Source organism: Streptomyces sp. NPDC058307, from assembly GCF_042880295.1.
In the GTDB taxonomy this organism is placed as follows: domain Bacteria; phylum Actinomycetota; class Actinomycetes; order Streptomycetales; family Streptomycetaceae; genus Streptomyces.
Genome location: NZ_JBHVYZ010000038.1, coordinates 42244 through 64636 on the forward strand (window position 1 = coordinate 42244; position 22393 = coordinate 64636).

At 67.7% G+C, this 22393-nt stretch carries 22 protein-coding genes and 5 pseudogenes; 9 read left to right on the plus strand and 18 right to left on the minus strand.

Annotation, left to right across the window (positions count from 1 at the left end):
- Positions 1-68: 68 nt before the first annotated feature.
- Positions 69-767: an SUKH-4 family immunity protein gene (locus ACFVYN_RS25500; RefSeq protein WP_390002163.1), complete on the plus strand. Its 699-nt coding sequence runs from the start codon at positions 69-71 to the stop codon at positions 765-767.
- Here the strand turns inward: ACFVYN_RS25500 and ACFVYN_RS25505 are convergent.
- From ACFVYN_RS25505 to ACFVYN_RS25520, 4 genes and pseudogenes are all read right to left on the minus strand, one after another.
- Positions 680-976 carry a transposase gene (locus ACFVYN_RS25505; RefSeq protein WP_390002164.1) on the minus strand — a complete coding sequence of 99 codons (297 nt, stop codon included), beginning with the start codon at positions 974-976 and terminating at the stop codon, positions 680-682. The two genes, ACFVYN_RS25500 and ACFVYN_RS25505, sit on opposite strands and share 88 nt — an antisense overlap.
- An 86-nt stretch (positions 977-1062) precedes the next feature.
- Positions 1063-1293, minus strand: a complete 231-nt coding sequence (locus tag ACFVYN_RS25510; RefSeq protein ID WP_390002166.1) for a hypothetical protein — start codon at positions 1291-1293, stop codon at positions 1063-1065.
- Positions 1294-1470: 177 nt separating this feature from the next.
- A complete protein-coding gene (locus tag ACFVYN_RS25515) occupies positions 1471-1791 on the minus strand; it encodes a hypothetical protein (protein WP_390002168.1) in 321 nt (106 codons plus the stop codon).
- A pseudogene (locus tag ACFVYN_RS25520) lies at positions 1788-2867 on the minus strand (IS256 family transposase); the annotation flags it as partial. The gene ACFVYN_RS25515 and the pseudogene ACFVYN_RS25520, both read right to left, overlap by 4 nt.
- Before the next feature lie 95 nt (positions 2868-2962).
- Between ACFVYN_RS25520 and ACFVYN_RS25525 the strand changes: the two are divergent.
- Positions 2963-3163 (plus strand): annotated as a pseudogene (locus ACFVYN_RS25525) (IS256 family transposase); the annotation flags it as partial.
- A 224-nt stretch (positions 3164-3387) separates the two neighbouring features.
- Here the strand turns inward: ACFVYN_RS25525 and ACFVYN_RS25530 are convergent.
- The 5 genes from ACFVYN_RS25530 to ACFVYN_RS25550 form a co-directional block, all read right to left on the minus strand.
- A complete protein-coding gene (locus ACFVYN_RS25530) occupies positions 3388-5157 on the minus strand; it encodes an RICIN domain-containing protein (protein WP_390002170.1) in 1770 nt (589 codons plus the stop codon).
- Between the two features lie 213 nt (positions 5158-5370).
- The gene (locus ACFVYN_RS25535; RefSeq protein WP_390002172.1) at positions 5371-6192 is read right to left on the minus strand and encodes a carbohydrate ABC transporter permease; all 822 of its coding nucleotides are present in this window, start codon (positions 6190-6192) and stop codon (positions 5371-5373) included.
- On the minus strand, positions 6189-7172 hold the full coding sequence (locus tag ACFVYN_RS25540; protein ID WP_390002173.1) for a carbohydrate ABC transporter permease: 984 nt from the start codon (positions 7170-7172) through the stop codon (positions 6189-6191). The genes ACFVYN_RS25535 and ACFVYN_RS25540 overlap by 4 nt, the downstream gene beginning before the upstream one ends.
- Before the next feature lie 113 nt (positions 7173-7285).
- Complete coding sequence (locus ACFVYN_RS25545; RefSeq protein ID WP_390002174.1) at positions 7286-8539, minus strand: extracellular solute-binding protein; 1254 nt, start codon at positions 8537-8539, stop codon at positions 7286-7288.
- 81 nt (positions 8540-8620) lie between these two features.
- Positions 8621-10606, minus strand: coding sequence for a glycoside hydrolase family 127 protein (locus ACFVYN_RS25550; protein WP_390002175.1), 1986 nt, complete (start codon positions 10604-10606; stop codon positions 8621-8623).
- A gap of 261 nt (positions 10607-10867) precedes the next feature.
- On the opposite strand from ACFVYN_RS25550, the gene ACFVYN_RS25555 reads away from it, so the two are divergent.
- The gene (locus ACFVYN_RS25555) at positions 10868-11887 is read left to right on the plus strand and encodes a LacI family DNA-binding transcriptional regulator (protein WP_390002177.1); all 1020 of its coding nucleotides are present in this window, start codon (positions 10868-10870) and stop codon (positions 11885-11887) included.
- A 222-nt stretch (positions 11888-12109) separates the two neighbouring features.
- Positions 12110-12283: a hypothetical protein gene (locus ACFVYN_RS25560; protein WP_390002179.1), complete on the plus strand. Its 174-nt coding sequence runs from the start codon at positions 12110-12112 to the stop codon at positions 12281-12283.
- Between the two features lie 225 nt (positions 12284-12508).
- Here the strand turns inward: ACFVYN_RS25560 and ACFVYN_RS25565 are convergent, their stop codons facing one another.
- On the minus strand, positions 12509-12778 hold the full coding sequence (locus ACFVYN_RS25565; RefSeq protein WP_390002180.1) for a hypothetical protein: 270 nt from the start codon (positions 12776-12778) through the stop codon (positions 12509-12511).
- 405 nt (positions 12779-13183) lie between these two features.
- On the minus strand, positions 13184-13771 hold the full coding sequence (locus tag ACFVYN_RS25570; RefSeq protein WP_390002182.1) for a peptidoglycan-binding protein: 588 nt from the start codon (positions 13769-13771) through the stop codon (positions 13184-13186).
- Positions 13772-14220: 449 nt separating this feature from the next.
- Between ACFVYN_RS25570 and ACFVYN_RS25575 the strand changes: the two genes are divergently transcribed.
- Positions 14221-14658, plus strand: a complete 438-nt coding sequence (locus ACFVYN_RS25575; RefSeq protein ID WP_390002184.1) for an Imm1 family immunity protein — start codon at positions 14221-14223, stop codon at positions 14656-14658.
- A 554-nt stretch (positions 14659-15212) separates the two neighbouring features.
- Positions 15213-15614, plus strand: a complete 402-nt coding sequence (locus ACFVYN_RS25580) for a hypothetical protein (protein ID WP_390002185.1) — start codon at positions 15213-15215, stop codon at positions 15612-15614.
- Here ACFVYN_RS25580 and ACFVYN_RS25585 read toward each other — a convergent pair.
- Positions 15602-15751: a hypothetical protein gene (locus tag ACFVYN_RS25585; protein ID WP_390002186.1), complete on the minus strand. Its 150-nt coding sequence runs from the start codon at positions 15749-15751 to the stop codon at positions 15602-15604. The two genes, ACFVYN_RS25580 and ACFVYN_RS25585, sit on opposite strands and share 13 nt — an antisense overlap.
- A gap of 374 nt (positions 15752-16125) precedes the next feature.
- On the opposite strand from ACFVYN_RS25585, the pseudogene ACFVYN_RS25590 reads away from it, so the two are divergent.
- Together ACFVYN_RS25590 and ACFVYN_RS25595 are read left to right on the plus strand one after the other, a co-directional pair.
- Positions 16126-16238: pseudogene (locus ACFVYN_RS25590) on the plus strand (hemolysin III family protein); the annotation flags it as partial.
- Positions 16239-16485: 247 nt separating this feature from the next.
- Positions 16486-17172 carry an SDR family oxidoreductase gene (locus ACFVYN_RS25595; protein ID WP_390002188.1) on the plus strand — a complete coding sequence of 229 codons (687 nt, stop codon included), beginning with the start codon at positions 16486-16488 and terminating at the stop codon, positions 17170-17172.
- A 3-nt stretch (positions 17173-17175) separates the two neighbouring features.
- Here the strand turns inward: ACFVYN_RS25595 and ACFVYN_RS25600 are convergent, their stop codons facing one another.
- Together ACFVYN_RS25600 and ACFVYN_RS25605 are read right to left on the minus strand one after the other, a co-directional pair.
- Positions 17176-18006 (minus strand): helix-turn-helix transcriptional regulator, encoded by an 831-nt coding sequence (locus tag ACFVYN_RS25600; protein WP_390002190.1) that lies wholly within the window; start codon positions 18004-18006, stop codon positions 17176-17178.
- A 395-nt stretch (positions 18007-18401) separates the two neighbouring features.
- Positions 18402-19007: a TetR/AcrR family transcriptional regulator gene (locus tag ACFVYN_RS25605; RefSeq protein WP_390002192.1), complete on the minus strand. Its 606-nt coding sequence runs from the start codon at positions 19005-19007 to the stop codon at positions 18402-18404.
- Between the two features lie 94 nt (positions 19008-19101).
- Here ACFVYN_RS25605 and ACFVYN_RS25610 point away from each other — a divergent pair, with 94 nt between their 5' ends.
- On the plus strand, positions 19102-20304 hold the full coding sequence (locus ACFVYN_RS25610; RefSeq protein WP_390002194.1) for an MFS transporter: 1203 nt from the start codon (positions 19102-19104) through the stop codon (positions 20302-20304).
- Between the two features lie 109 nt (positions 20305-20413).
- On the opposite strand, the pseudogene ACFVYN_RS25615 reads toward ACFVYN_RS25610, so the two are convergent.
- The 4 genes and pseudogenes from ACFVYN_RS25615 to ACFVYN_RS25630 form a co-directional block, all read right to left on the minus strand.
- Positions 20414-20557: pseudogene (locus tag ACFVYN_RS25615) on the minus strand (transposase family protein); the annotation flags it as partial.
- A gap of 105 nt (positions 20558-20662) precedes the next feature.
- A complete protein-coding gene (locus tag ACFVYN_RS25620) occupies positions 20663-20950 on the minus strand; it encodes a hypothetical protein (protein ID WP_390002196.1) in 288 nt (95 codons plus the stop codon).
- 274 nt (positions 20951-21224) lie between these two features.
- Positions 21225-21569, minus strand: coding sequence for a transposase family protein (locus tag ACFVYN_RS25625; protein WP_390002198.1), 345 nt, complete (start codon positions 21567-21569; stop codon positions 21225-21227).
- A 148-nt stretch (positions 21570-21717) separates the two neighbouring features.
- Positions 21718-22158: pseudogene (locus ACFVYN_RS25630) on the minus strand (transposase family protein); the annotation flags it as partial.
- Positions 22159-22393: the final 235 nt, after the last annotated feature.

Consider the following 22393-nt stretch of genomic DNA (forward strand, 5'->3'; position numbering starts at 1 on the left):
TCACCCCCCCCCGGCCCCCCCCCCCCCCCCCGGGGGGGCCCCACGGCGCTACTGAACTTGATTGAGTGATGTCGGGGCCCACCGCAGGGTGGCAGGGGCCAGCTCGCGCCTTCCCGGTGTGGTTGGAGCACGAGGATGATGCTCGCGTGATCCGAGACTTCCCGCCGTTGCCGTTGCCCCAGTACGCCGTGGTCCGTATCGGCTGCTCACCAGGGGTGCCTGCCGAGATCGTCGCCGATCTGCGGGAAGTCGGCGTCCCAGCAGGGCTGATCGGTTATGAGTACCAACCGCTGACTGAGGCGACGTTCCTGGACGGGATCGGTGAGAGCGGGTTGGTCGTCTTTGGGTCCAGCGGCCTGTTCGGTCGGCTCGGCGTCGATGTGGCTTCGTGTCGCGTCGTGCAGATCCCCAAGATCGGGTCCGCGACCGCCTGGCATGTGAACAGGGACCTCGAAGCCTTCCACCGGTGCGTCGCGGGCATCATCGCCCGCTTCCCGTTCTACGAGGAAGACGAGGAGGACAGGTTCCAGGAGGTGGCGGACGAGCTTCGTCGGCTCCTCGCTGCTCTCGATGCCACCGCACTCGCAGACAACGGGTTGTGGGAGACCTTGTGTGATGACGTGGCGATGGGCGACTACGCGAACTGGGAGGAGGAACGAGTCACGTCAGTCCTTCAGGGTCAGGCCGTGGTTGCGAGGCAGCCGTCGACGAGTTCTGGACGGTACTGGATCCTCTTGAGCCGACGTTTCACGGCTCGGGTGATCTGAGTGAGGTCCGCGGCGGCGAGGTTGCCGATCTCGCGTTTGACCAGTGACCAGATGCCCTCCTGTGGGTTGAGGTCCGGGGCGTAGGTGGGCAGGTGGAACACGGTGAGCCACTCGGCGTTCGTCTCGATGAACGCACGCATGCCGACGGTCAGGTGCAGGCGGAGGTTGTTGCCCCTATGTGCGGGGTCCTTGACGACCTGCCCGTCCACCAGCCGGGCATAGCCGATGGGCAGGGGGACGGCGAGCTCTCCGCGTCAGGCCTTGGTGATCCGCCCGTTCCACATCCGCTGCTTGATCAGAGGCAGTTCGGCCTCACTGATCGTGCCCTTTTCAGCCCCAGCAGCATGCGGTCGTTGTGCTCGGCCGGGTCGTAGATGCCGTCCGGGTCGGCCAGCAGGGCGCCGGCCAGCGCGCACAGTTCCAGCAGCTGATGCCACTCGCGTCCGCTGCGGGCCAGGCGGGACATCTCCACCCCGAGCGCCAGCCCCACATGATCGAGGCCGACCTCGGACAGAGGAATAGTCAAGACCTGTGGATCAAGTCAGTCGCGGTGGTGTCGCTGACGCAGTCGGCGACTGGCGTCAGCGCGGACACGTCGGGTTCTTCCGGCCTCGGCGAGCAGGGTGAGGACGGCGGGTGAGGGCAGGATCTCGACGGCCTTGCGCTGGAACCAGTCGGATCCGGTGGTGACTTCCTCCGAATCCTACGGCTCGCCCACGGTGATGGACCACGGCAGGGTCCATGCGCGCAGACGGCGGGCGAGGAACTCCCGCTCCGCGCTGATCTCGGCCATCGCGCGGGCCCAGGCGGTGAACCCGTCGTCGGTCAGCAGTAGGGCCGCGCGGCGGTCGAGGTGGCGGACGATGGCCGACTGCGCCATCGTCGTGTCCGGGTCGCGCAGGATTCTGGTCACCAGATCGGCTTCGTCTTCGTCACGGACGACGGCCAGCTCGTGCAGGTAGCGGGCGAATCGTTGGTGCTCGTCCTCGGTGAGACGGTCATCGGGGCCGTTGAGGCCATTCATGCGGCGGCCTCCTCGGGGCGCTCGACCAGGTGACCGCGTTCAAAACGGGCGCCCGCCCGCACGAGCGCCACAAGATGGGGTGCGTTGACCGCGCGCCAGCGGGCCTGCGCGGATTCGATCAGCTTGAAGACCATGGCGAGGGCAGCTCCCCGGCTGCCGGCGCCCTTGGTGACCTTCGTCCGCAACCGGACCGTGGCGAAGGCCGACTCGATCGGATTTGTGGTGCGCAGATGGACCCAGTGCTCGGCGGGGAAGTCGAAAAACGCCAGCAACTCGTCCTCGTCGTCCGTGATCCGCTTGACGACCTTGGGGTATTTCGCCTGGTAGGCGCGTTCGAAGGCGCGGACGGCCCTGGCCGCGTGCTCCTTGTGCTCGGCGTTGTAAATCTCCTGAACCGCGCGCTTGGCCGCGGGCGGGGCCGACTTGGGCAGCGCGTCCAAAACATTGGCCGTTTTGTGAACCCAGCACCTTTGATGGCGGGTTTCGGGGAACACCTCGTTCAGCGCGTTCCAGAAGCCGAGTGCGCCGTCGCCGACGGCCAGGACCGGGGCTCGCATGCCCCGGCGAGCGCAGTCCCGCAGCAGCCCGGCCCACGCCTCGGACGACTCGCGGTATCCGTCGGTCATCGCGATCAGTTCCTTCGTGCCGTCGGCCCGCACGCCCATGAGCACCAGGACCGCGGCCTTCGCCTCCTCCAGGCGGATGCGCAGGTGGACGTCGTCGGCCCAGACGTACACGTAGTCGGTGGTGGACAGGTCGCGGTCCATGAACGCCCTGTGGTCAGCCTGCCATTGAACGGTCAGCCGCGTCACGGTGGCGGGCGAGAGGCCGGCCGAGGAGGCGAGGAACTGCTCAAGCGCGGGTGCGAAGTCGCCGGAGGACAGGCCGTGCAGGTAGAGCAGTGGCAGCACCTCGCTGATCTTCGGGGACTTCCGTGCCCAGGGCGGCAGGATCGCCGAGGAGAACCGCTTGCGTTCGCCCGTGGCCTCGTCGATGCGCTTGTCGTTCACGCGCGGGGCCGTGACCTCGACGACTCCGGCGGAGGTGGTGACCTTCCGCGGCTGGTGATGGCCGTCGAACGCCGGCCTACTCGGTGACCTTCCAATCGATCACTCGGGAAGGTACGCCCCCTCGCGTGCCACCCAAGCCCCGATCCACAAGTCTTGAGCATTGCTCCGCGCGGATCCGACGGGCGGTCAAGGCCCGCGGGCACATCCCCAACGAGCAGGCCGCGTTGAAATGCGTCTACATGGCGATCATGTCCTTCGATCACACCGGCAAAGGCCAGGCCCGCTGGACCATGCGCTGGAAGACCGCGCTGAACGCCTTCGACATCACCTTCGACGGCCGCCCCTCCGCAGCCCGTCAGTAAGCCCAACTACCCAGTCACACCGCTCGTTTGATAGACCCTGTCTCAGGCAGCACCCGGTGGTGGCCACGTGAAGGTCGGCCGGGCGCCGGTCGTCCTGGGCAGGGACGCGGCTCGGCTCACCTCTGACGCGGCACCGCGCAAGGCCCATTGCCTGAAGTCGCCCGCCATACGCGCTGGCCCCGCGTCTGCCCTGGTTGGCAGGCGCGGGGCCGTTGGTGGGTGTCTCAGCGGGAGGTGAGTTTCCAGAGGTGGTCGGCGGTGCCGTTGTCGGTCCACTGGATGACCTGTGCGCCGGAGGTGGTGCTCATGTTGGTGACGCCGAGCAGACGGCCACTGTTGTAGTTGGCGATCTTGTAGTAGCCGCCCGGTGCCGGGATGACCTGCCAGAGATGGTCGGCGGTGCCGTTGTCACCCCAGATCAGGGCGGTGCCGCCGTCACTGGTGCCGGCGTTGGTGATACCGAGCAGCAGCCCGCTCTTCTGGTTGACAATCTTGTAGAGGCCGGAGCCGGCGGCCGTCAGGGTCCAGTTCTGGTCGGTGCCCGTGGTGGACGTGGACTGCACGACCGAGGTGCCCTGAGCGGTGCCCGCGTTCTGTGTGTCCAGGGCGAGTCCGCTGTTCTTGTTGGTGATCTGGTACCGCCCGGCCAGGGAGGTGTTGGTGCCGCTGGGGGTGATGACCAGGTGGTAGCCGTCGGAGGCGTTCATCGCCACCGGAACGGTGATCGAGCCGTTCGTGACCGTGTAGTCGGCGTCGGAGACGGTGATCGGGCCGGGGGAGGCGGTCGTACGGCCGGTGTCCGGGCTGTACTCCAGCTTGACGTGGACCGTGGAGCCGAAGGCCGACAGGGACGACAGGCCGTTGACGGTCACCGCGCAGGAGCCGCTGCAGCCGCCGGCGACGACACTGATCTGGTTGCCGGCGCCGTTGCGGGCGGCGATGCCGTCGATGCCGGTCTGGGCCGGAGGCGTCGTGACGAGCATGTTCCCGGACATGTCGCCGTACCACTTGTACGTCCAGTACGAGCCGTTGGGCGAGCCGCCGGTGTCGGTCAGGGTGTCGCCGAGGGTGCCGTAGTGGTTCCAGAAGGCGAGTTCGGCGTCACGTACGCCGGCCCGCTCGAACTTGGCGGCGTAGCCGACGAGCGCGCCGGAGTTGCCCATCTCGGACGGCGTGCCGTACTCCTCGATGTCGATCGGCCGCTGGCTGAGGCCGAGGCTGGACTCCAGGGCGCGGTAGTCGGCGATGTGGGCGGCTATGTTCGCGCTGCTCTGCAGCTCGTGCCAGGCGATGACGTCGGGCACGGCGTTGTTGGCGATGGCGTCCTGGAGGAACGTCTGCATCTTCGCGCGGGTGTACGTCGCGAAGCTGGGACCCTGGATCGGGGTGGTGGTGTCCTTGGAGCGGATCTCCTTGTACGTCGTGCTCCACGCGGCGTCGAACGGGCCGGCGTGGGTGGTGTCCCAGTTCGCGTCGGGCTCGTTCCAGATGGCCCAGGCCGAGATGTTGGTGACGTTGGAGGCCTTCACGGCGGCGATCTGCTTGTCCACGGCGGACAGCCAGTCGCTCATGCTGACCCACTTGTAGGGGAAGTCCGGGTACCAGTCCGGCATCCGCGCGACCACCTTGGCGCCGGCGCGGGCCGCCTTCGGCGCCACGACCAGGGCGTCACCGGCGGGCTTGGGCTCGCCGTTGGGCAGCTGGGAGCCGCCCGGTGCCATCTGCACGAAGGTGTTCGGCTTCAGCGCCTGGACCAGGGTGTCGGCGGGGGTGGTGTCGTCGGCGAGGCCGTAGAGGCTGCCCGTGCCGACGTGGGTGACCGGACGCAGGGTCTGGTCGGCGTTGACCACCAGAGTGGTGGAGGAGGTGGGGGTGGCCTGGGCGGAGGTGCCCGTCAGGACGACGGCCGTGGTGGCCAGGGCCGTGGCGAGGGTGGCGGCGGTGGCGCGGCCGAGGGTGGCTCTGCGGCGGCGCTGGGAGCTCAGGTATGACATCAGCGGCTCTCCTGAGTGCTGGACGGGACGTGCTGGTGGCGGGGTGCGCCGGGGTGGGGCGGCTCGGGGGACAGGCCGGACGGATCGCGGGGGACGTGAACCCTTGTGACGGGTGGCAGCCCCACGTGGTGTACGAGCGAACGTGGTGTACGAGCGAGGCGGCGGAGCACGGCCCCGCCTGGCCGGTGGGTCGGGGGCGGTGGGCACAGGTGCTCAGTCCTTGACCGCGCCCGCGGTCACGCCGGCGGCCACGTAGCGCTGGGCGAGGACGAGGAGCACCGCGGCCGGCAGGGACGCGACGACGGCGGTGGCCATGATCGCGTTCCACTCCTGGTTGTTGTTGCCGATGTAGTGGTAGATGCCGAGGGTGATCGGCCGCCAGTCGCCGCCGCCGTCGAGGGTGTTGGCGAAGACGAAGTCGGACCAGGCCCACAGGAAGCTGAAGAGGGAGACCGTGACGATCGCGTTGCGGCTCACCGGAAGCACGACGGACCGGAAGGTGCGCCAGGTGCCGGCGCCGTCGATGCGGGCCGCGGCGATCAGCTCGCCGGGGATGCCCGACATGAACGCCGTGAAGATCATGACGCCGAAGGGCACGGCGATGGTCGAGTCCGCGATGATCAGACCCCACCAGGAGTTCAGCAGCCCGAGGTCGAGGAAGATGCCGTAGAAGCCCATCGCCATGACGATGCCGGGGATCATCTGGGCGACCAGCAGGACGAGGCCGAGAACTCCGCCGCCGAAGGGCCGGAGCTTGGCCAGCGCGAAACCGGCCGGGGCCGCGAGGACGAGGGTGAGGACGACCGTGCCCAGACCGATGAGCAGGCTGGTGCCGAGGTAGGGCATCTGGTCGTTGAGCACGGCCCGGTAGCCCTCGAAGGTGGGGTGCAGCGGCAGCAGGTCGGGTGGGCTCTTGCGCATGTCCTGCTGCGGGGTGAGCGACACGTTGATCATCCAGTACACCGGGAACAGCATCACGGCGGTGAGCACGAGCCCGATGACGGTGTAACGGCGGGATCCGGTACGCGACTTCACGCTTCCTGCCTCCTCTGGACGCGGATGTACAGCAGCCCGAAGACGAGGGCGATGAGGATGAGGATGTTGCCGACGGCCGCGCCCGGGCCGAACTTCGGCAGCAGCGTGCCGAATCCGAGCTGGTAGGACCAGGTCGCCAGCGTGGACGAGGCGTCACTCGGGCCGCCCTTGGTCATGATCCAGATCAGGTCGAAGACCTTCAGGGTGTAGACGAGACCCAGCAGCAGCGTGATCGCCGACACCGGCCGCAGCAGCGGGAAGGTGATCCGGCGGAACTGCTGCCAGGCGCTCGCCCCGTCCAGGGACGCGGCCTCGTACAGCTCACCGGGGATGTTCTGCAGGCCGCTGTAGAGGATCACCAGGTTGAACGGGATGCCGATCCAGATGTTGGCGATGATGACCGAGGGCAGTGCCCAGTCCGGTGAGTTGAGCCAGTCGACCGGGGCCACGCCCACGAAGTGGAGGGCGTAGTTGAGGACCCCGGACTCGCTGTTGAACATCCACGACCAGGTCGACGCCGACACGATCAGCGGCAGCAGCCAGGGGATCAGGAACAGCGCCCTGAGGGTGCCGGCCAGCCGGAAGTGGCGGTTGAAGAAGACCGCGAGCGCGAGCCCGGCGGCGTACTGGAAGGCGATCGACACAAAGGTGAAGATCATGGTGTGGCGCATCGCCGGGCCGAACGTGGGATCGTCCAGGACGGTCCTGAAGTTGTCCAGCCCCGAGAAGGGCGCGTCGCCCGCCACGAACGAGCGAACGGTGTAGTTGCGCAGGCTCAGGTCGAGGTTGCGGTACAGGGGATAGGCGTAGAACGCGATGAGGTAGACGGCCAGCGGCGCGAGAAACGCCAGTGCGGTCAGCCGGCTCTTGCGGCGCTGGCGGCGCCGGAGCGCCGACACGTCCGTCGGGTCGGCGGTGCCGGTCGACCCGGACCTGACCGGGGACCGCTGTGCGCGGCGGTCGACGCGGGCGATGGTCATGCGAACTCCTGTGTGCGGGTGGCCTGCCCGGGGCGGTGGCGGTGTCCGGACGCTTCGGGGGTCGTGCGGTCCTGCCGGAGGATGCCCCGGGTGTGCCACGAGGACCTCGAGTGTCAGCTCTTGCCCTTGTCAGCGGCCTTCTGCGCGGTCTCGAGAGCGGCCTGCGGGCTCTGGCCGCCGGACAGGGCGCTCTGCACAGCGGTCCACATCGGCTGGGAGATGGTCGGGTACTTGGTGCCCAGACCACCACTGGTGCGCCCGCGCGCCGCGGCCACCGCGTCGACCCACGGCTTGAGCTTCGGGTTCGCCGTGACCTGCTTGGCCTGCACCGCCACGGTGGGGGCGACGTAGGCCAGCGTGGTGTCCGTGGACAGCAGGTTGGCGGAGTTGGTCAGGCAGGTGACGATCTTCTTGCTGACGTCGTAGCGTGCGCTGTCCTTCTGCACGGGCACGGTGACGAACTCGCCGCCGGTCGGTACCGGAGCCGCACCCCCGCTCTGCGCCGGGATGCTGATGACGCCGTAGCCGAAGCCTGCCTTCTCCGCGTTGCCGAGCTGCCAGGTGCCGTTCTCGCCGAACGCGTAGTCGCCGGTGGCGAACTCCTGCCAGCTGGTCGTCTGGGTGTTCTGCAGAACGTCCTTGGGCGCGTACCCGGCGTCGACCCACTGCTTCCACAGGGACAGCGCGGCCACGCCCTTCGACGAGTCGAGCTTGGTGAGGTCGCCGCCGGAGCCCCAGAACCACGGCAGGAACTGGAAGCTGCCCTCCTCGGTGTTGATCGCGGAGAAGGTGATGCCCTTCTTGCCGGCGTCCTTGACCTTCTTCAGGGCCGCCGTCAGCGAGGCCCAGTCCTTGATGGAGGCGGGGTCGACGTGGGCGGCGGAGAGCACCTTCTCGTTGTAGTAGAGCGCGAGGGTGTTGGCGCCGATCGGCACACCGTAGGAGGCTCCGTCGATCGTGCCCGCGCCGAGGATGTTCTTCTGGATCGGCTTCGTGTCCAGGCCGAGGTCGCTCGTCTTGTTGAGGATCCCCGCCTCCACCAGCGTGGAGACGACCGGGTTGTCGACGAGCATCACGTCGGGAGCGTTGCCCTGCTGGGCGGCGAGCAGCGCCTTGTTGCCCAGGTCCGTGGTGTCCATGCCGGTGCGCTTGATCTTGACCCCGGCGTCGGTGCCGCACTTGGTGACGAGCTTGCCCCAGGCGGAGGAGGCGTCGAACTGCGGGTACGGGTCCCAGAAGGTGTACGTTCCGCCGGCGTTGCCGGACCCGGAGGCGGAGGAGTCGGAACCACCGCCGCAGGCGGCGACGGAGGTGAGCGCGCCGACGGCGGCAATGGCGGCGATCAGGGTACGGCGGGAGTTTCTCACGGTGACCTCGTTGTCTTTGGGGCAGCTCGTAGGGAGCGGAGGAGGAAGAAGGAGGGAAAGCGGAAGAGGAGGGGGGAGGGGTCAGGAGGTCGGCAGCCAGATGCGCATGCTGCCGTCCTGGCGGTTGGCCCAGGCGTAGTAGGGGATGGCGGTGAGTTCGACCGGGTCCCCGTCCGTCTCGGGGGCTGCGCTGTCGGCGGAGGCGTACGGCCACCAGCCCGCGTCGGTGATGTGCCGCCGTCGGCCGGTCGCCACGACCGTGGTGACGCCGCCGAGCAGGTCCGGGCGGTGCTGCACCTGAAGGGGGCGGGTGGTGTCGAGGACGATGTCGTCCAGGCCGCCGCCGGGGTGGTCGACCCCTTCCAGGCAGTACACGAGCGGGCCACGCTCGATCGCCACGCAGCCGCGTACGGCGTCCACCCGGGGGTCCGCGACGGTGAGGCGGGGCTCCAGGGCGAGTTCGAGGACGACCTGGTCACCGGGCGCCCAGGTGCGCTCCAGTCGCAGCCAGCCGTCCCTGACCGGCGCGTCGCTCTGGTCGTACACCGTGTCCCCGCACCGGACCCGGAACTCTCGGCACCACTGGGGAATGCGCAACGAGAGGGTCCAGGGACGGTCGGCCGGGGTCTCCTCGACGGTCAGGCCGATCGTGCCCTGCCAGGGGTAGCCGGTCTCGACGCGCACCGCGACCGGGGTTCCGTCGAGGTCGCCGGTGCAGCGCCCGGTGGCGTACTGGTGGATCTGCAGGCCGCCTGCGTCACTGGAGGCGAGGTAGTGCTCCAGGGACGCCAGCAGCCGCATCACGTTGGGCGGGCAGCAGGCGCACCGGAACCAGCGGGTGCGGCGGGCCGACTGGTCGCCGCCGGGGTCGGTGTGCCCGTCGCGGACCTGGAGCGGGTTCACGTACAGCCAGCTCTCGCCGTCCAGGGAGACACCGGCCAGGAAGCCGTTGAACAGGGTGCGTTCGATCAGGTCGGAGTAGCGGGCCTCGCCGGTGAGCAGGGCCATGCGCCAGCTCCACTGGATGGAGGCGATGGCGGCGCAGGTCTCGCAGTAGGCGCGCTCGTTGGGGAGTTCGTACGGGTCGCCGAAGTCCTCCTCGTCGTGGTGTGCGCCCAGTCCGCCGGTCACATGCGTCTTGGTGGCGGTCATCGCCGACCACAGCCGTTCGGCGGCGGCGCGCAGTTCGGCGTCCTCCGTCTCGGTCGCCAGATCGGTGGCGGCGGCCAGCAGGTACAACTGGCGTACGGCGTGCCCCTCGACGTTGGCCGCCTCACGCAGGGGGACGCGGTCCTGGCAGTACGCCTCGCCGCCGAGCAGTCCGTGGCCGAAGCGGTCGACGAAGTAGCCGGCGAGGTCGAGGTAGCGCCGTTCGCCGGTCTCCCGGTACAGCTCCACCAGGGCGGTCTCGACCTCGGGGTGGCCGTCGATGCCGTCGATGGGCTTGCCGCTGCCGGGCAGGCCGAAGACCGAGTCGATGTGGTCGGCGAACTTCACGGCCACGTCGAGCAGTTCGGTACGGCCGGTGGACCGGTGATGGGCCACCGCGGCCTGGATGAGGTGCCCGGCGCAGTACAACTCGTGGCCCCAGCGCAGGTCCTGGTACCGCTCACCGCTCTTGAGCAGCTGGAACCACGTGTTCAGATAGCCGTCGGGCTGCTGCGCGTCGGCGACGAGAGCGACGATCCGCTCCACGTCCGCGGCGAGCGGGCCCCCGTCCTCGGGCGTTCGCCGGGCGAGCTGCCAGGACGCGGCCTCCAGCCACTTGTAGACATCCGAGTCCACGAACGGGTACCCGCCCCGGAACTCACCCTCGGCGATGCCCGCCACGATCCGCAGGTTGTTCAGGTTTCCCGCGGACTCCAACAGGTTTGGGCCCTGCGGGATGGAGGTGCGGGCGTTCACCGCACGCCGGGTGTCCCAGAAACCGGCGCGTATCTCGACGGTGGCGGGGACCAGCGCGGCCTTGGCGCCCGGACCGAGGCGGACCGGACCCGTGGGGCTGCCTCCCGCATCGGACGAGGCCGAGGACGGGGAGGAAGGCACGGCTGAACGTGGGCGGGGCATGGCTCTCCGAAGAGGTAGAGGGGGAAGCGGGTGGGGCCGGCGCACGGTGGGTGTCATGGCGTCCCGGGAAGACCGGGCAGGCGGTGCTCTGTCTCTCGGACCCGCTTGGGAAATCGTTTTTCTGTCGGAAACGTAGGTAGCTGGCGAGCGTGAGTCAAGGGGGGTACCAAACTATTTGCCGTTTCCTCGTCAAGGCTGGCCAGTGGCCGCGAACAGTGCCAATATGTGGACCGCCGACGTCATCTAGGAAAAGGATTGCGCGTGACCGTCGTTCCAGGGTCTCCTCCAGCCGGGCGGGCGAAGCTCGCTGACGTTGCCAAGCTGGCCGGCGTCAGCGTCGGCACGGCCTCGAAAGCGCTGAACGGCAACGGCAGGATGCGGCCCGAGACGCGGCAGCGCGTCCTGGCAGCAGTGGAGGAGCTCGACTTCCGCCCCAACCAGCATGCGCAGAGCCTCCACACCGGCCGCAGCTGGACCGTGGGGCTGATGACCACCGACGGCATCGGCCGCTTCAGCACTCCTGTCCTGCTCGGCGCCGAAGACGCGCTGGGGGCCGGGAAGATCTCGGTGCTGCTGTGCGACACCCGTGGCGACGCCATCCGCGAACAACACCACCTGCGCAACCTCACGGACCGCCGGGTGGACGGCATCATCGTGACCGGCCGCCGCACCGACCCGCGCCCTCCGCTCAAGGGCATCGATCCGATACCGACGGTCTACGCGCTCTCCCCGTCCACCGACCCGGACGACATTTCCGTCGTCTCCGACGACCGGAGCGGAGCGCAGCTCGCCGTCGATCATCTACTGGCGACCGGCCGCACCCGGATCGCGCACATCACCGGCCCCGCCCACCACGCGGCCGCCCGCGACCGCGCCCACCACACCGTCGAACTGCTGGAACGCGCCTCGCTCGAACTCTCCACCGGCCGTGTCCACTTCGGCGAGTGGAGCGAGGCATGGGGGCGCCGCGCCGCCGAGGCGGTCCTGCGCACCGCACCGGACACGGACGCCTTCTTCTGCGGCAACGACCAGATCGCCAGGGGCGTCGCCGACACCCTGCGCGAGAGCGGCCTGGACGTTCCCGGCCGGGTCGCCATCGTGGGCTACGACAACTGGGACGTCATGGCCCTGGCCTGCCGCCCGCCCCTCACCACGATCGACACGGACCTCGCCGAGATCGGTCGGCAGGCCGCCCTGCGGCTGCTTGACGCCATCGGCTCCGAGCCGGAACCGGGCCTGCACACCGTTCCCTGCCGACTCGTCGTCCGCGAGTCCAGCTGAACTCCGTCTCAGCGGCTCGTGCGGGGCGGGGCCGGGCGGGGCGGGTGCAGATCCGGGAGGGTTGCGGGGGCGGGCTGCCGGGGCTGCGGACCGGGCGGGGTTCCTGATGTGCCGCTGCCTCAGTGACACCGGCACCGACCGGTGACTGTTCGAGAGCCCGGCCGCGCATCCCGGCTGCCGTCCGAGTGCCTGATCGTCGGGCGGAGGCGACCTCCGCCGACCATGCTGGCCCCGCCCAGCGTGCGGCTGACACTCAAGGACGGCGCCCTCGAAGCGGATGTGGTCGTGGCCGCCGACGGAGTGGGCAGCCGCCTGCGTGCCCAGCTCTTCCCCCGGCATCCCGGCGCCGTCCACAGCGGGTCGACCGTCCGGCACGCCATCACCGAGCGCCCGTGACAAATCCGTTGATGATCACTAGAGGCGGTGACGTGTTGGTCTGGGTTCTAGTGATCGTTTCAGGATTTCTTTGCGTGGTGTGGTGTGCCTCTGAGCTGGGGCTTCCGTAGGGCTTTGAATGCTGCAGGGCTTCTGAGGTGCAAGTTCAGTGATCGTCTCGGGATGCAGTGATCGGCGTGGGACTTTCCTTGTAGTGCGTGGTTCGGGTGGACCGGTTTGGGCTGGTCACGGGGCTGGCAGGATCGTCCCTGAGCTGATCCGGCCGGCACGGGCCGGGGCCGGGCGGGGGGTGCCCCTATGTTCTTCCCGACTGGACACCAGCCCGCGCTTCCAGTCCTCCTCAAGGCTGCCCAGGAGGGTCATCAGCTCGCCCGTCATCCGCGCGAACCCAGAGTCCCGCTGCGCCAGCTCCTGGGCGGCGGGCTCGCGGGTCTGCTGTTCCACCGCCCGCGCGGACGACTCCATCGCCGTGAACAACGCCCTGCTGGTCGACACGAAGTCCTCTGGTTCGCCCATACCTTGCGCAACGAGGCGCGACCGCCATAGGCACCACCAGGGCTGGGGTGCCGGCCATCGTCCCCGGCCACTCATCTGTGGGTCGGCTTTCTATAACCACCGCGGTACAGCAGGTCAGTCCCAGGGCACAGACAACGCGCCCGCCCACCTGGTGACGCTGGTAGGCAGACGCGACACGCTCATCGCCCGTCCCTCTCACCCGTGTCGTGCAGCCAGCTGTCCTGAAGCCGTTCCAGTGCGGTTTCCTCTGGACAGCGCGAACGGTTCGACAACGACGGCGCCGACCCGGGCCGACAACCCAGCCGCCATCTTTGCCAGCCGTCTGTCCGCTCCATAGCCCAGTCTGCATATAGACAGGGCATCACGCTTCAGCGAGCGGGTGGATCAGCCAGCCGGGGGGATCTCAACTATCTTGTTGCAGGCCCACTTGGTGGCTGCGGCTCCCGTTGCGGCACCTGCGGCCGCCGCAGCGGCAGCTGTTGCAGGGTCCTTGGTTTTCGCAACGTCGGCGCCTCCGACCACCACCCAGCTGGCTGCCCCGGCGCCTGCCCCGACGATGCCGCAGACGCCGTCCGTGAATCGGTCGTACAGATTCTTCTTCGGGGCGGGCAGGGTTGGTGCCGGGGGCGCGGCAGGCGTAGTCAGGCGCGGGGTGGGCACGGAAGCGTTCAAGGTCAGCGCGGCCTTGGTCCGCGGACCCGCAATGCCGTCGACGACAAGGCCATGAGATGACTGGAAGTCCCGCGTGGCCTGTGCGGTGAGAGGCCCATCGATGCCGTCGACAACCAGGTTGGCGCCGTTGGCGTTCAGAGCCTGCTGCAACGAGGCAACGCAGGGTCCCGCCAGCCCTTCCGCCAAGTCCGGACACTCGTAACTCAGACTTGGCGAGGCGGACGCTGTGGCGGTGATCCCTCCGAAGGTCAGTCCGGCCCCCGCCGTGATGGCTACAAGCACACGCGCGATCTTCTTCATCCCGCTCCCCATCCCTTGACGTAATCCGGTTTCATCCTGGGCCAAGATCGAGAATTTTAGTACTGTTAATACGAGTTGCTATGGAGTGCGATGAATATTCCGAATGCTCCAATGCGCCGTAGAACTTGGGAACCAAAGAGGAAAACCTGCCCGCACCAGGCGATGGTGCTCACCAGCGAGACTTCGCGTCGTGCAGCGGGTCAACCGCGAAGCGCGCTGGACGCTACTCAACCGGTCGATCACGGCGGCCAGGGCCTGGTTCCAGGCCGCCCAGACGCCGCGCTCTTGGTCCCAAGGCTCGCTCGCGATGGAGGACCTACTCGGTCTCGAGTACAGGCGAACCACGACCAGGGCGCTGCGGGTGTAGATCGGCCCTGAAAGACCGCTCGCGTATGGAATACACCGAATCAGGCCGGTGGTTGGACGTCGAAGACATATGGAGGTGCACCGTGACGGAGTGGCTGGCGGAAGCCTACTATCAGAAGGGACACGCTGAAAATCTCCCACTCATTCATTCCGAAGGAGATGTAGATGCCTTGATCGATGCACTCCTGGAAGCCCCTCCCTTTCATAATGCGGCGGAACTGCATTCCTTGAACCGTCCGCTCCTGCCCTCCGGTTTCCCGGACCATGAGCTTCTGGTGGGGGTGGACGGAAAGCTGCAGGTCGGCGTCCTAGAGTTCATGGATCAAGACGGGAATGTGGTTACCCTCGGCGCGTCGGGAGGGCGTGGAAAAGTCTCCTACTTTATCGCCGGAAATATGACTGAGTTTCCTGACCGTTCAGAGATCCCAATCGAGCTCGTACGTCGTGCGGTAAAGGAGTTCTTGACGTCCGGCGGGCGGCGACCGACCTGCGTTCAATGGCAGGTCCCGGAGTCCTGGTGACTTGAACCCCTCATCCGTCACCCATCGTCAGCGGCATTGTGCCGGGCGGGAATCAATCCCGCCCGACACTTACGAGGACCTGACCGAACCACACGAGCGCCCGACGCGGGACGTGCGACCTGGTGGTGCGGCGTGAGCAGGACGCGAGTGTGAACGACGGCTCCTTTCGAGGCATCAAGTCGATTCCTTCTGCGATGAGCAACAGGAACGACGAATGACCCAGACCACCTCGACCCCGCGGCCAAACCCAGCTCAGCCAAGGGCGTCCCCCCGAGGCTGCCCCGTACGTGTCTACCGGGGGCGGCAGGGTCCGCACCGCTTCGCGGAAGTCGGCGACGTTGTCGGCAGGGCGGGCAGCGAGCAGTCCGTCCAGGCGCCCCAGCCGGGTGCGGGCGGTCGCGCGCAGCCGGCTCGGCGGAATCTGGTCAAGGACGTCCAGGGCCCGCTGCGCAGCATCGGATGGCTGGTCGGAGGCCTCGACTTGAGCCAGCACGAGAGTGGCGGCAGCCCACCCGGGGGTGCGTGCACGCGGCCGCCGAGACTTCGGCGCGCGCATGGGCCTGGTCGGTGCGTCCCAGCACGACATGCGCCTCGGCCTCATCGTCGGCTACATGTACACCAATCCCAGCTGGTTCGACCGCCGTTACGACGGAGGCCTGCCCGACGAGTACGTGGGTGGACCACATCCCTACCGCTGGGCGTGGACCGAGGCCGACAACGGCCAGTGGGGCTGGATGAAGGACACCGCCATCAGCGCTCAGCGACATACGGGGGAGAAAGCGGCGATCGCGGATAGACGGCACGGTTCGTGCCGCGGCTGGCCATTCGACAAGGTGCCAGGTCACGAACCGCACCCGCTCAATCCAGGGGCCTGTCAGGGATCTGCCGCAGTTTCCGAGGAGGCTGCTCGATTCCTGGAAGCCCCGGCGAGCCGTGAGGGCTCTCAGCCCGTGTAGTGGAAGCGGACCCGGCTGCCCAGCCAGACCGTTCGAGTTGTCTCCAGCAGACGGCCGTCCGCGAGGCGGGACACCGACCAGACCACGAACAGGGGAGCGTCCACGTCGAACTCCACGTCACTCGACGGTGTCTCCATGGACCCCCCGGTGCTTGCGGCGACCCGCAGTGGTCCGGGCGTGGTCCCGGGCCCGCGGATGTGGACCTGTGCCAGGCCACGACTCAGCACTCCGTATGCCGAGTTGGGGACGGAGTGGGGTTGTTCGGTTCTCGTCGGCCGGAGGCTCCAGATGTGCGGCTCGATCTGGTCAGCACAGTCCAAGGCCGCCTGCCGGACGTGGTGGCACCCAGTGCGACTCCAAGTCACCAAGACTCCTCCACTTCATGGCGAGGTGACCCATGGCGGCGACAACCACTCCTGAACAGAACGTTCCGGGGCCGGGCGGGCGGATGGGAGAGGACGATCTGGCACCGTTGTTCCACTCCAACGACGGGTGGGCGCTGAACCGTGCCCTCAAAGGCCCCGACCCCTCACCGGCCTGGTTCGGCTTCCACGAGATCTTCCCGCCCTGACCATCGCCACCTTCACCACGCATTACACCGCGGTCCTCCTGGCAGCCACCTGAGCTGGCAAGGAGACACGTCCGCTCGACAACGCCCGGCCCGTGAGCCCGACGGGCCCGGTGTCCGGCTGTGTCCGGGGCCCTCGCAGCGCGACCTCGTCGTGATAGTGACGCCGGTCTGAGCCTCACCTGGACACGGTTTGGGGGGTGGCCGGACCACCAGCATCAGGCGTATCTGGCTCCCTGTCCCCGGATTCCCGAGGCTGATGAGGCAAACACAACCCAGACCTCTGAATCGGAGACTCACGCGATGCGCGTTGTGATCATGGGCGGGACGTCCGGGATCGGCCTCGCGGCAGCTGAGAGACTGACGGCTGCCGGCGCCGAGGTGATCGTGACCGGACGGGACCCCGAGAAGCTGGTGGCGGCCAAGGACCGGGTGGCCGGTGCCGAACAGATCGACGGTGCCTCAGAAAGGGACGTGGCGGACTTCTTCCAGCGGATCGGCGTCATCGACCATCTCGTGCTGGCATTCAGTCCAGGTGCGCTCGGGTTCGGGCCGCTTGCGGAGGTGAGCCTGGCCAGCATCCGGGGTGCCTTCGACGGCAAGCTCTTCCCGTACCTGTACGCGATCCAGAAGGCCGACGTCACCGGCTCGGTCACGATGATCTCTGCAGCCACCGCGAGGGCCGCCCTGCCCGGCAGCGTGGCGCTCGCCGCGGTCAACGGTGCGATCGAGCGGATCGTGTCCCCGCTCGCCGCCGAACTGGCTCCGGTGCGGGTCAACGCGGTGGCCCCCGGGGCCGTCGACACTCCCTGGTGGTCGTTCCTGCCGGAGGAACAGCGTGCGGCCCAGTTCAGCGCCGTGGCGGCGGATCTTCCGGTCAAGCGGATCGGGCGGCCTGGTGATGTTGCGAACGCGATCGCTTACCTCATTGGCGCCGACTACGTGACTGGCGCGGTCCTCCCGGTCGACGGCGGGTTCACGGTCGCCTGACGTTCAGGCATCCGGATTCCCGGTGAGTTTCAGGAATTGGCTTTCCATTTCTGAGCCCGGTGGCAGCAGATACGACACCAGCGTCTTGTCGTCGTTCGCCACGTGTAGCTTCACGTAGTCGAGGGTGACCTCGCCGAGTACCGGATGGTCGATCGTACGGGCCTTGGGCACGAACGGCGCCAGGTCCTTGCGTCGCCACAAGCGGGCGAAGTCGGGGCTGGCGTCGGACAGTTCCGCGATGAGTCCAGTGATCTCGGGTGCCAGGATGCCTTCGTTCGCCTGCGTGCGGAACAGCGCGACAGTGAGCGCGGCCTCCGTCTCCCAGTCTCGGGTCATCTCCCGCACCTCGGGTACGGTGAACGTGAGCCACAGGACGTTGCGTCGCGATGCCGACAGGGCGCCCAGCTCGCCGTAGAGGAGTTCGCAGCCGCGGTTCCAGGCCAGAATGTCGAACCGCGGATTCACGATGAAGGCCGGGTTCGGGTCGAGGTGGGTGAGCAACAGCTCGTACTGGGGTGGCAGTTCGGTGCGTGAAGCCCGGTCCGGAGGCGGTTCATCGGCCAGCCGGAACAGATGGGCCCGCTCGACCGCATCAAGTCCGAGCGCTGTGGCCAGGCTTCCGAGAATCTGGCGCGAGACGCGGATATTGCGGGCCTGTTCCAACCACGTGTACCAGGTGATGCTCACCCCGGCCAGCGTCGCGACTTCCTCGCGCCGCAGGCCAGGAGTGCGCCGCCGCCCGACGGTTGGCAGCCCCGCCTCCGCAGGCGTGCGCCGCGCCCGCCGGCTGCGGAGGAACTCGGCAAGCTCACGCCGCTGGCCCTGTGCTGTCATCTGTCCACCACGGCTTCCCCTTCGGACATGGCACCTCCGGCCGTTCGGTCACGACAGACTCTAGGCCAACCGACCTTCCCAGTCCGGGCCCAGCCAGCTCACAGCTGTCTACACCCCCAAGACCGACGAGGCGGCCAACCGCAGCGCTCGTTGGTGGCCAACCATCGCACTCAGTGGCCAACCGAAGCACTGAGCTCGTTCAGCATTGCCACCCCTGGGTGGGGAAGGTCGCGGCGATTGACGATGTTGGGATTCGGGGGCTTGCCGAACTCGTCCCGAGGGGCTGCGGGGGCGAAAGCCCATGCCCATGGTCTGCACTTCTGACCAGTCGCCAGTCGCCAGTCGCCAGTCGCCAGTGGTCCGGTGGAGGTAATGCTGGACTGGTGCCGTGGCGGTCAGGAAGGTGTCCTCGACGTGGGCCCCAACGCCCGGATCGCGACATCGATCGCGGTGGCCAAACGTGCGGGGTCGTGGCCAGCGCGTTCCCGTACCCGCAGCCCGAGAACCGTGGTGAACAGCAGTTCCACGGCGGCGTCGACGTCGAGATCGGCGGGCAGTTCGCCCTTGCGCCGCCCCTGGAGCAGCAACGAGCGCAGCGCCTGCCGGGTGACCTCGAAGGCGGCCTCGGTCCGTCGGCGGACCTGGTCGTCGCTGGTGCCGAGTTCGGTGGCGGTGTTGACCACGAAGCAGCCTCTGCCGGGCTCGCCGTCGGGCGGGCAGGTGACCAGCCACAGCATCCAGTCCCGCAGCACTTGCCGGATCGGCCGGCCGTCGGCGCCGAGCAATCGCTCGGCCTGAGCGGACTCCGTGGCCCGGTAGTGGTCGAGCGCGCGCAGGAACAGGGTGTGCTTGTCGGTGAACGTCCGGTACAGGCTGCTGGGCGTGAGCTTGAGCTCGTCACCCAGATCACGCACCGAGGTGGAGTGGTAACCGCGTCGCCAGAACAGCTCGGTCGCTCTGACGACCGCGTCCTGCTCGTCGAACTGTCGGGGGCGTGCCATGCCCTGAGTCTACCGAACTTGTGGAGCGATCGCTCCCATACTATGGTCCCCACGTATGGGAGCGATCGCTCCCGAATGAGTGGAGGAGACACCGGTGACGACCGCAGAACAGCCCGCCGCCCTGGCCGGCGCCCCGCAGGCACCAAAGGAAGATCACTGGCTGGCGGTCAGCGCGGTGGCCTTGGGAACGTTCCTGCTGGTGACCGCCGAACAACTGCCGATCGGCCTGCTGACCTCCGTGGGGTCGGCACTGTCGGTCTCCGAAGGAACAGCTGGGCTCATGGTGACGGTGCCCAGCCTGGTCGCCGCGGTCGCGGCACCAGTGGTGCCGGTACTCGTCGGCGGACTGGACCGAAGGCTCCTGCTGCTCGGGTTGATGGCGTTGATGACCCTTTCCAACGTGGCATCGGCCGTGGCACCGAACTTCGCCGTCCTGGTGTCCTCCCGGGTGCTGGTCGGGGTGGCGATCGGTGGCTTCTGGGCCATCGCCAGCGGCCTGGCCGTCCGGCTTGTATCCACTGAGAACGTGCCACGCGCCACTGCGATCATCTTCGGCGGCGTCGGAGCAGCGAACGTGTTCGGCGTCCCGCTCGGCACTCTGATCGGTGAACTCGCCGGCTGGCGCATCGCCTTCGCCTCGATGAGCGCCTTGGCGCTCATCGTGCTGATCGCCCTGCTGGCCGCGCTGCCGCCGCTGGCCGCCTCGCAGGCTATTCGGCCGCGTCTCCTGGCTGAGCAGTTCCGCAACCCGGGTGTGCGCATCGGCGTCATCGCGACGGTCCTCATCGTGTTCGGTCACTTTTCGGCTTATACCTTCGTGAGTCCAGCACTTCAGAAGCTGTCGGGTATCGATGAACGATTCGTCGGCCCGCTGCTGTTCGGGTTCGGCATGGCAGGCATGATCGGCAACTTCGCCGCCGGCGCGGCACTGGCGCGCAGGGTGCACCGGAGCGTGTTGATCATCGCCGTGTCCCTCGCGGTTGCGATGCCGCTCTTCCTGCTGCTGGGCCAGACGACGGTCGGCGGCGCCATTTTGCTGATCGTCTGGGGTCTGGCCTACGGCGGCGTGTCGGTCGGCCTGCAGACCTGGATGATCAAGGCGGCCCCACAGGCGGTGGAAGCGGCCTCCTCCCTGTGGGTGGCGGTGTTCAACCTGTCGATTGGCCTCGGCGCACTGGCCGGCGGCGTCATCGTCGACACGCTCACCCTTCAGGGCGTTCTGTGGCTCGGCGGCGCCTGCGCCCTGGCAGCCGCACTGGCGGTCTGGAGCGCTCGTACCAACGAGAGCCTGCGATGACCTGGATCCGTGCCCACGCACCCGAGGCTCGACTGCTGCAGGACCCCATCACGGCGCTCTGTCAGCGTTGCCGCTCCAGGGTGAGGACGGCGTCGGCGATGGACGACATTCAATTCGGGTTGCACCGGGACCTGCGGAAGATCCGCCACGACTTCAGTCGTGGGACGCCGCGCTCGACCGGTGCCCGTGCCGTCGACAGCGCGTGGTTGAGGGCTTGTTGGGTTGGTGTGAGGTCGCGGCCTGGCGGGCGTCTGGCTCTGTCCACGAGAACGGGGTTCTGGCACAGATCTCGGGGAGCGGTCGCGGAGTGTGACGGGGTCGTTCGATTGCAGGAGAGGGTCACAACCCCGGGGGTCCGTCAGCGTTCACGCATTCTGGTCCACCACCAGCCGTCCATTGCCCACTCCATGTTGTTGGGCTCCGGCAAGGTACGGCGCTCGAATTCCTCATCAATGCGCGTGATCAGTCGGCCCAAGTCCCGTTTGGCCCCGGGAGGAAGGTGCTGCAGCGCCCACTCCAGGTCATCACGGGCATCTTCCACCTCTATCCCGGGCGAACAGGCCTCGGAGGCGTTCAGATACCGACCAGGCTGCTTAAAAGCCCACTCGAAACGAGAGAGCGCATTAGCGACCGCGTTGGGCCACATCTCCTGGTCTTCGACCCGGCGGATCGCTGCACGAGTCCGCGCGGAGACACCACGGACCCTCAGGACCGGATACTGCCATCGTGGCCGCCACCGCTCTGCACGGACGGCCTTGGGACGCCTACGCGGCATCGCCCTTTCGGATCAACATGAGGCCATCCTGACACGGCTGGGCACCTGCATGGACCCCTGTCCACACGCCCGCCGCAGCAAATATTCCTACTTCCCGGTTCTTGCACAGATCTTGGGGGCGTCTCGGAGTCTTACTGGAGCAGGATCATCTTGCGGAGTAGTTCGAATCCGGCTCGGCCGTAGAGCTGCCGCAGATGAAGCGCCGGACCGTCAGCTGGATCACGAAGCCCTGTTCAGCGAGCGGAAGATCCTTCAGCCTGCGCTGGTATCGGTTGTGGACTCTGTCCGAGAAGCGGCCGCAGTCCGGACATGCAGAGCTGGCCGCGCGGCCTCTCGCCACCACCTCGACAGTGCCGAACGCGGCCGTCGCCGCCTCGACATCCACTTCGTCGATCCCGGCGAACACTAGGGAGTCCCAGAACGGTGCATCGGTCTGCATGACCAGCACCATCACCGTGCACAACCGATCGCAGCAGCCGTCGGCAGACATCTGAGGGAGCGTCAATTCTGCTTCGGGGGACGACAAGGCGTACGCGGTCTCACACGAACCCGTCTCCTCGCAATCGAACATCGGGGTAACGCTCTGCGACGACTCCCCAAGATCTGTGCCAGAACCCGAAACTCGTGAACAAAGCCAGGCGTCTGAGAGATGTTGTCACCCATGGGCCGGCACCCATGTAGGCGCGGTCGGCGAGAACCGGAACGCCCTGGCGTTCGCAGATCCGGATGATCCGGATGATCCGGTGGAGATCCACAGCAACCGTCCGACTGGATCAGTCACCACCTGCACGTTCACGCCCGTGGCGTCGGTGTTTTTGGGAGAAGTCGGCCCGGCTGTCACCGACCCGGTCGCACTCCGCGAGGGTGCCGTCCAGCAGGACGTAGTCGGGGTCGGCTTCGCGCAGGCTCCGCAGGAGCCCGGGCGCGCGGTCGGCGAGCAGGGCGATGACCGCTGCCGTGTAGGCGTGGGCGGTGCCGACGGAGATGCCGAAACCGGCCGCGAGTTGGGCGAGGGTGTCGTGGCGGCGCAGGTACACCAGACCGACGAGGGCATCACCCTCGCGGGTGACGATGAGCATGGTGACCCACTCGACCAGGGCATGAGACAGGTTGAGTGCGCAGGGTAGGAAACCAACAAGGCTCCCGCGCCAATGAGTTGAGACGTCGAACACCTCCCTCAACGGCATAGGAGCCTTGTCCGTTGCGGAAGCCGACATCGTCACCCGATCAGTGGCCACATTGAAAGAGCTCACTCAGTCACACCACGGGGTCGGGCAGGGCGTGTCCGAAGTGACAAGGAATTCGAACAAGCGA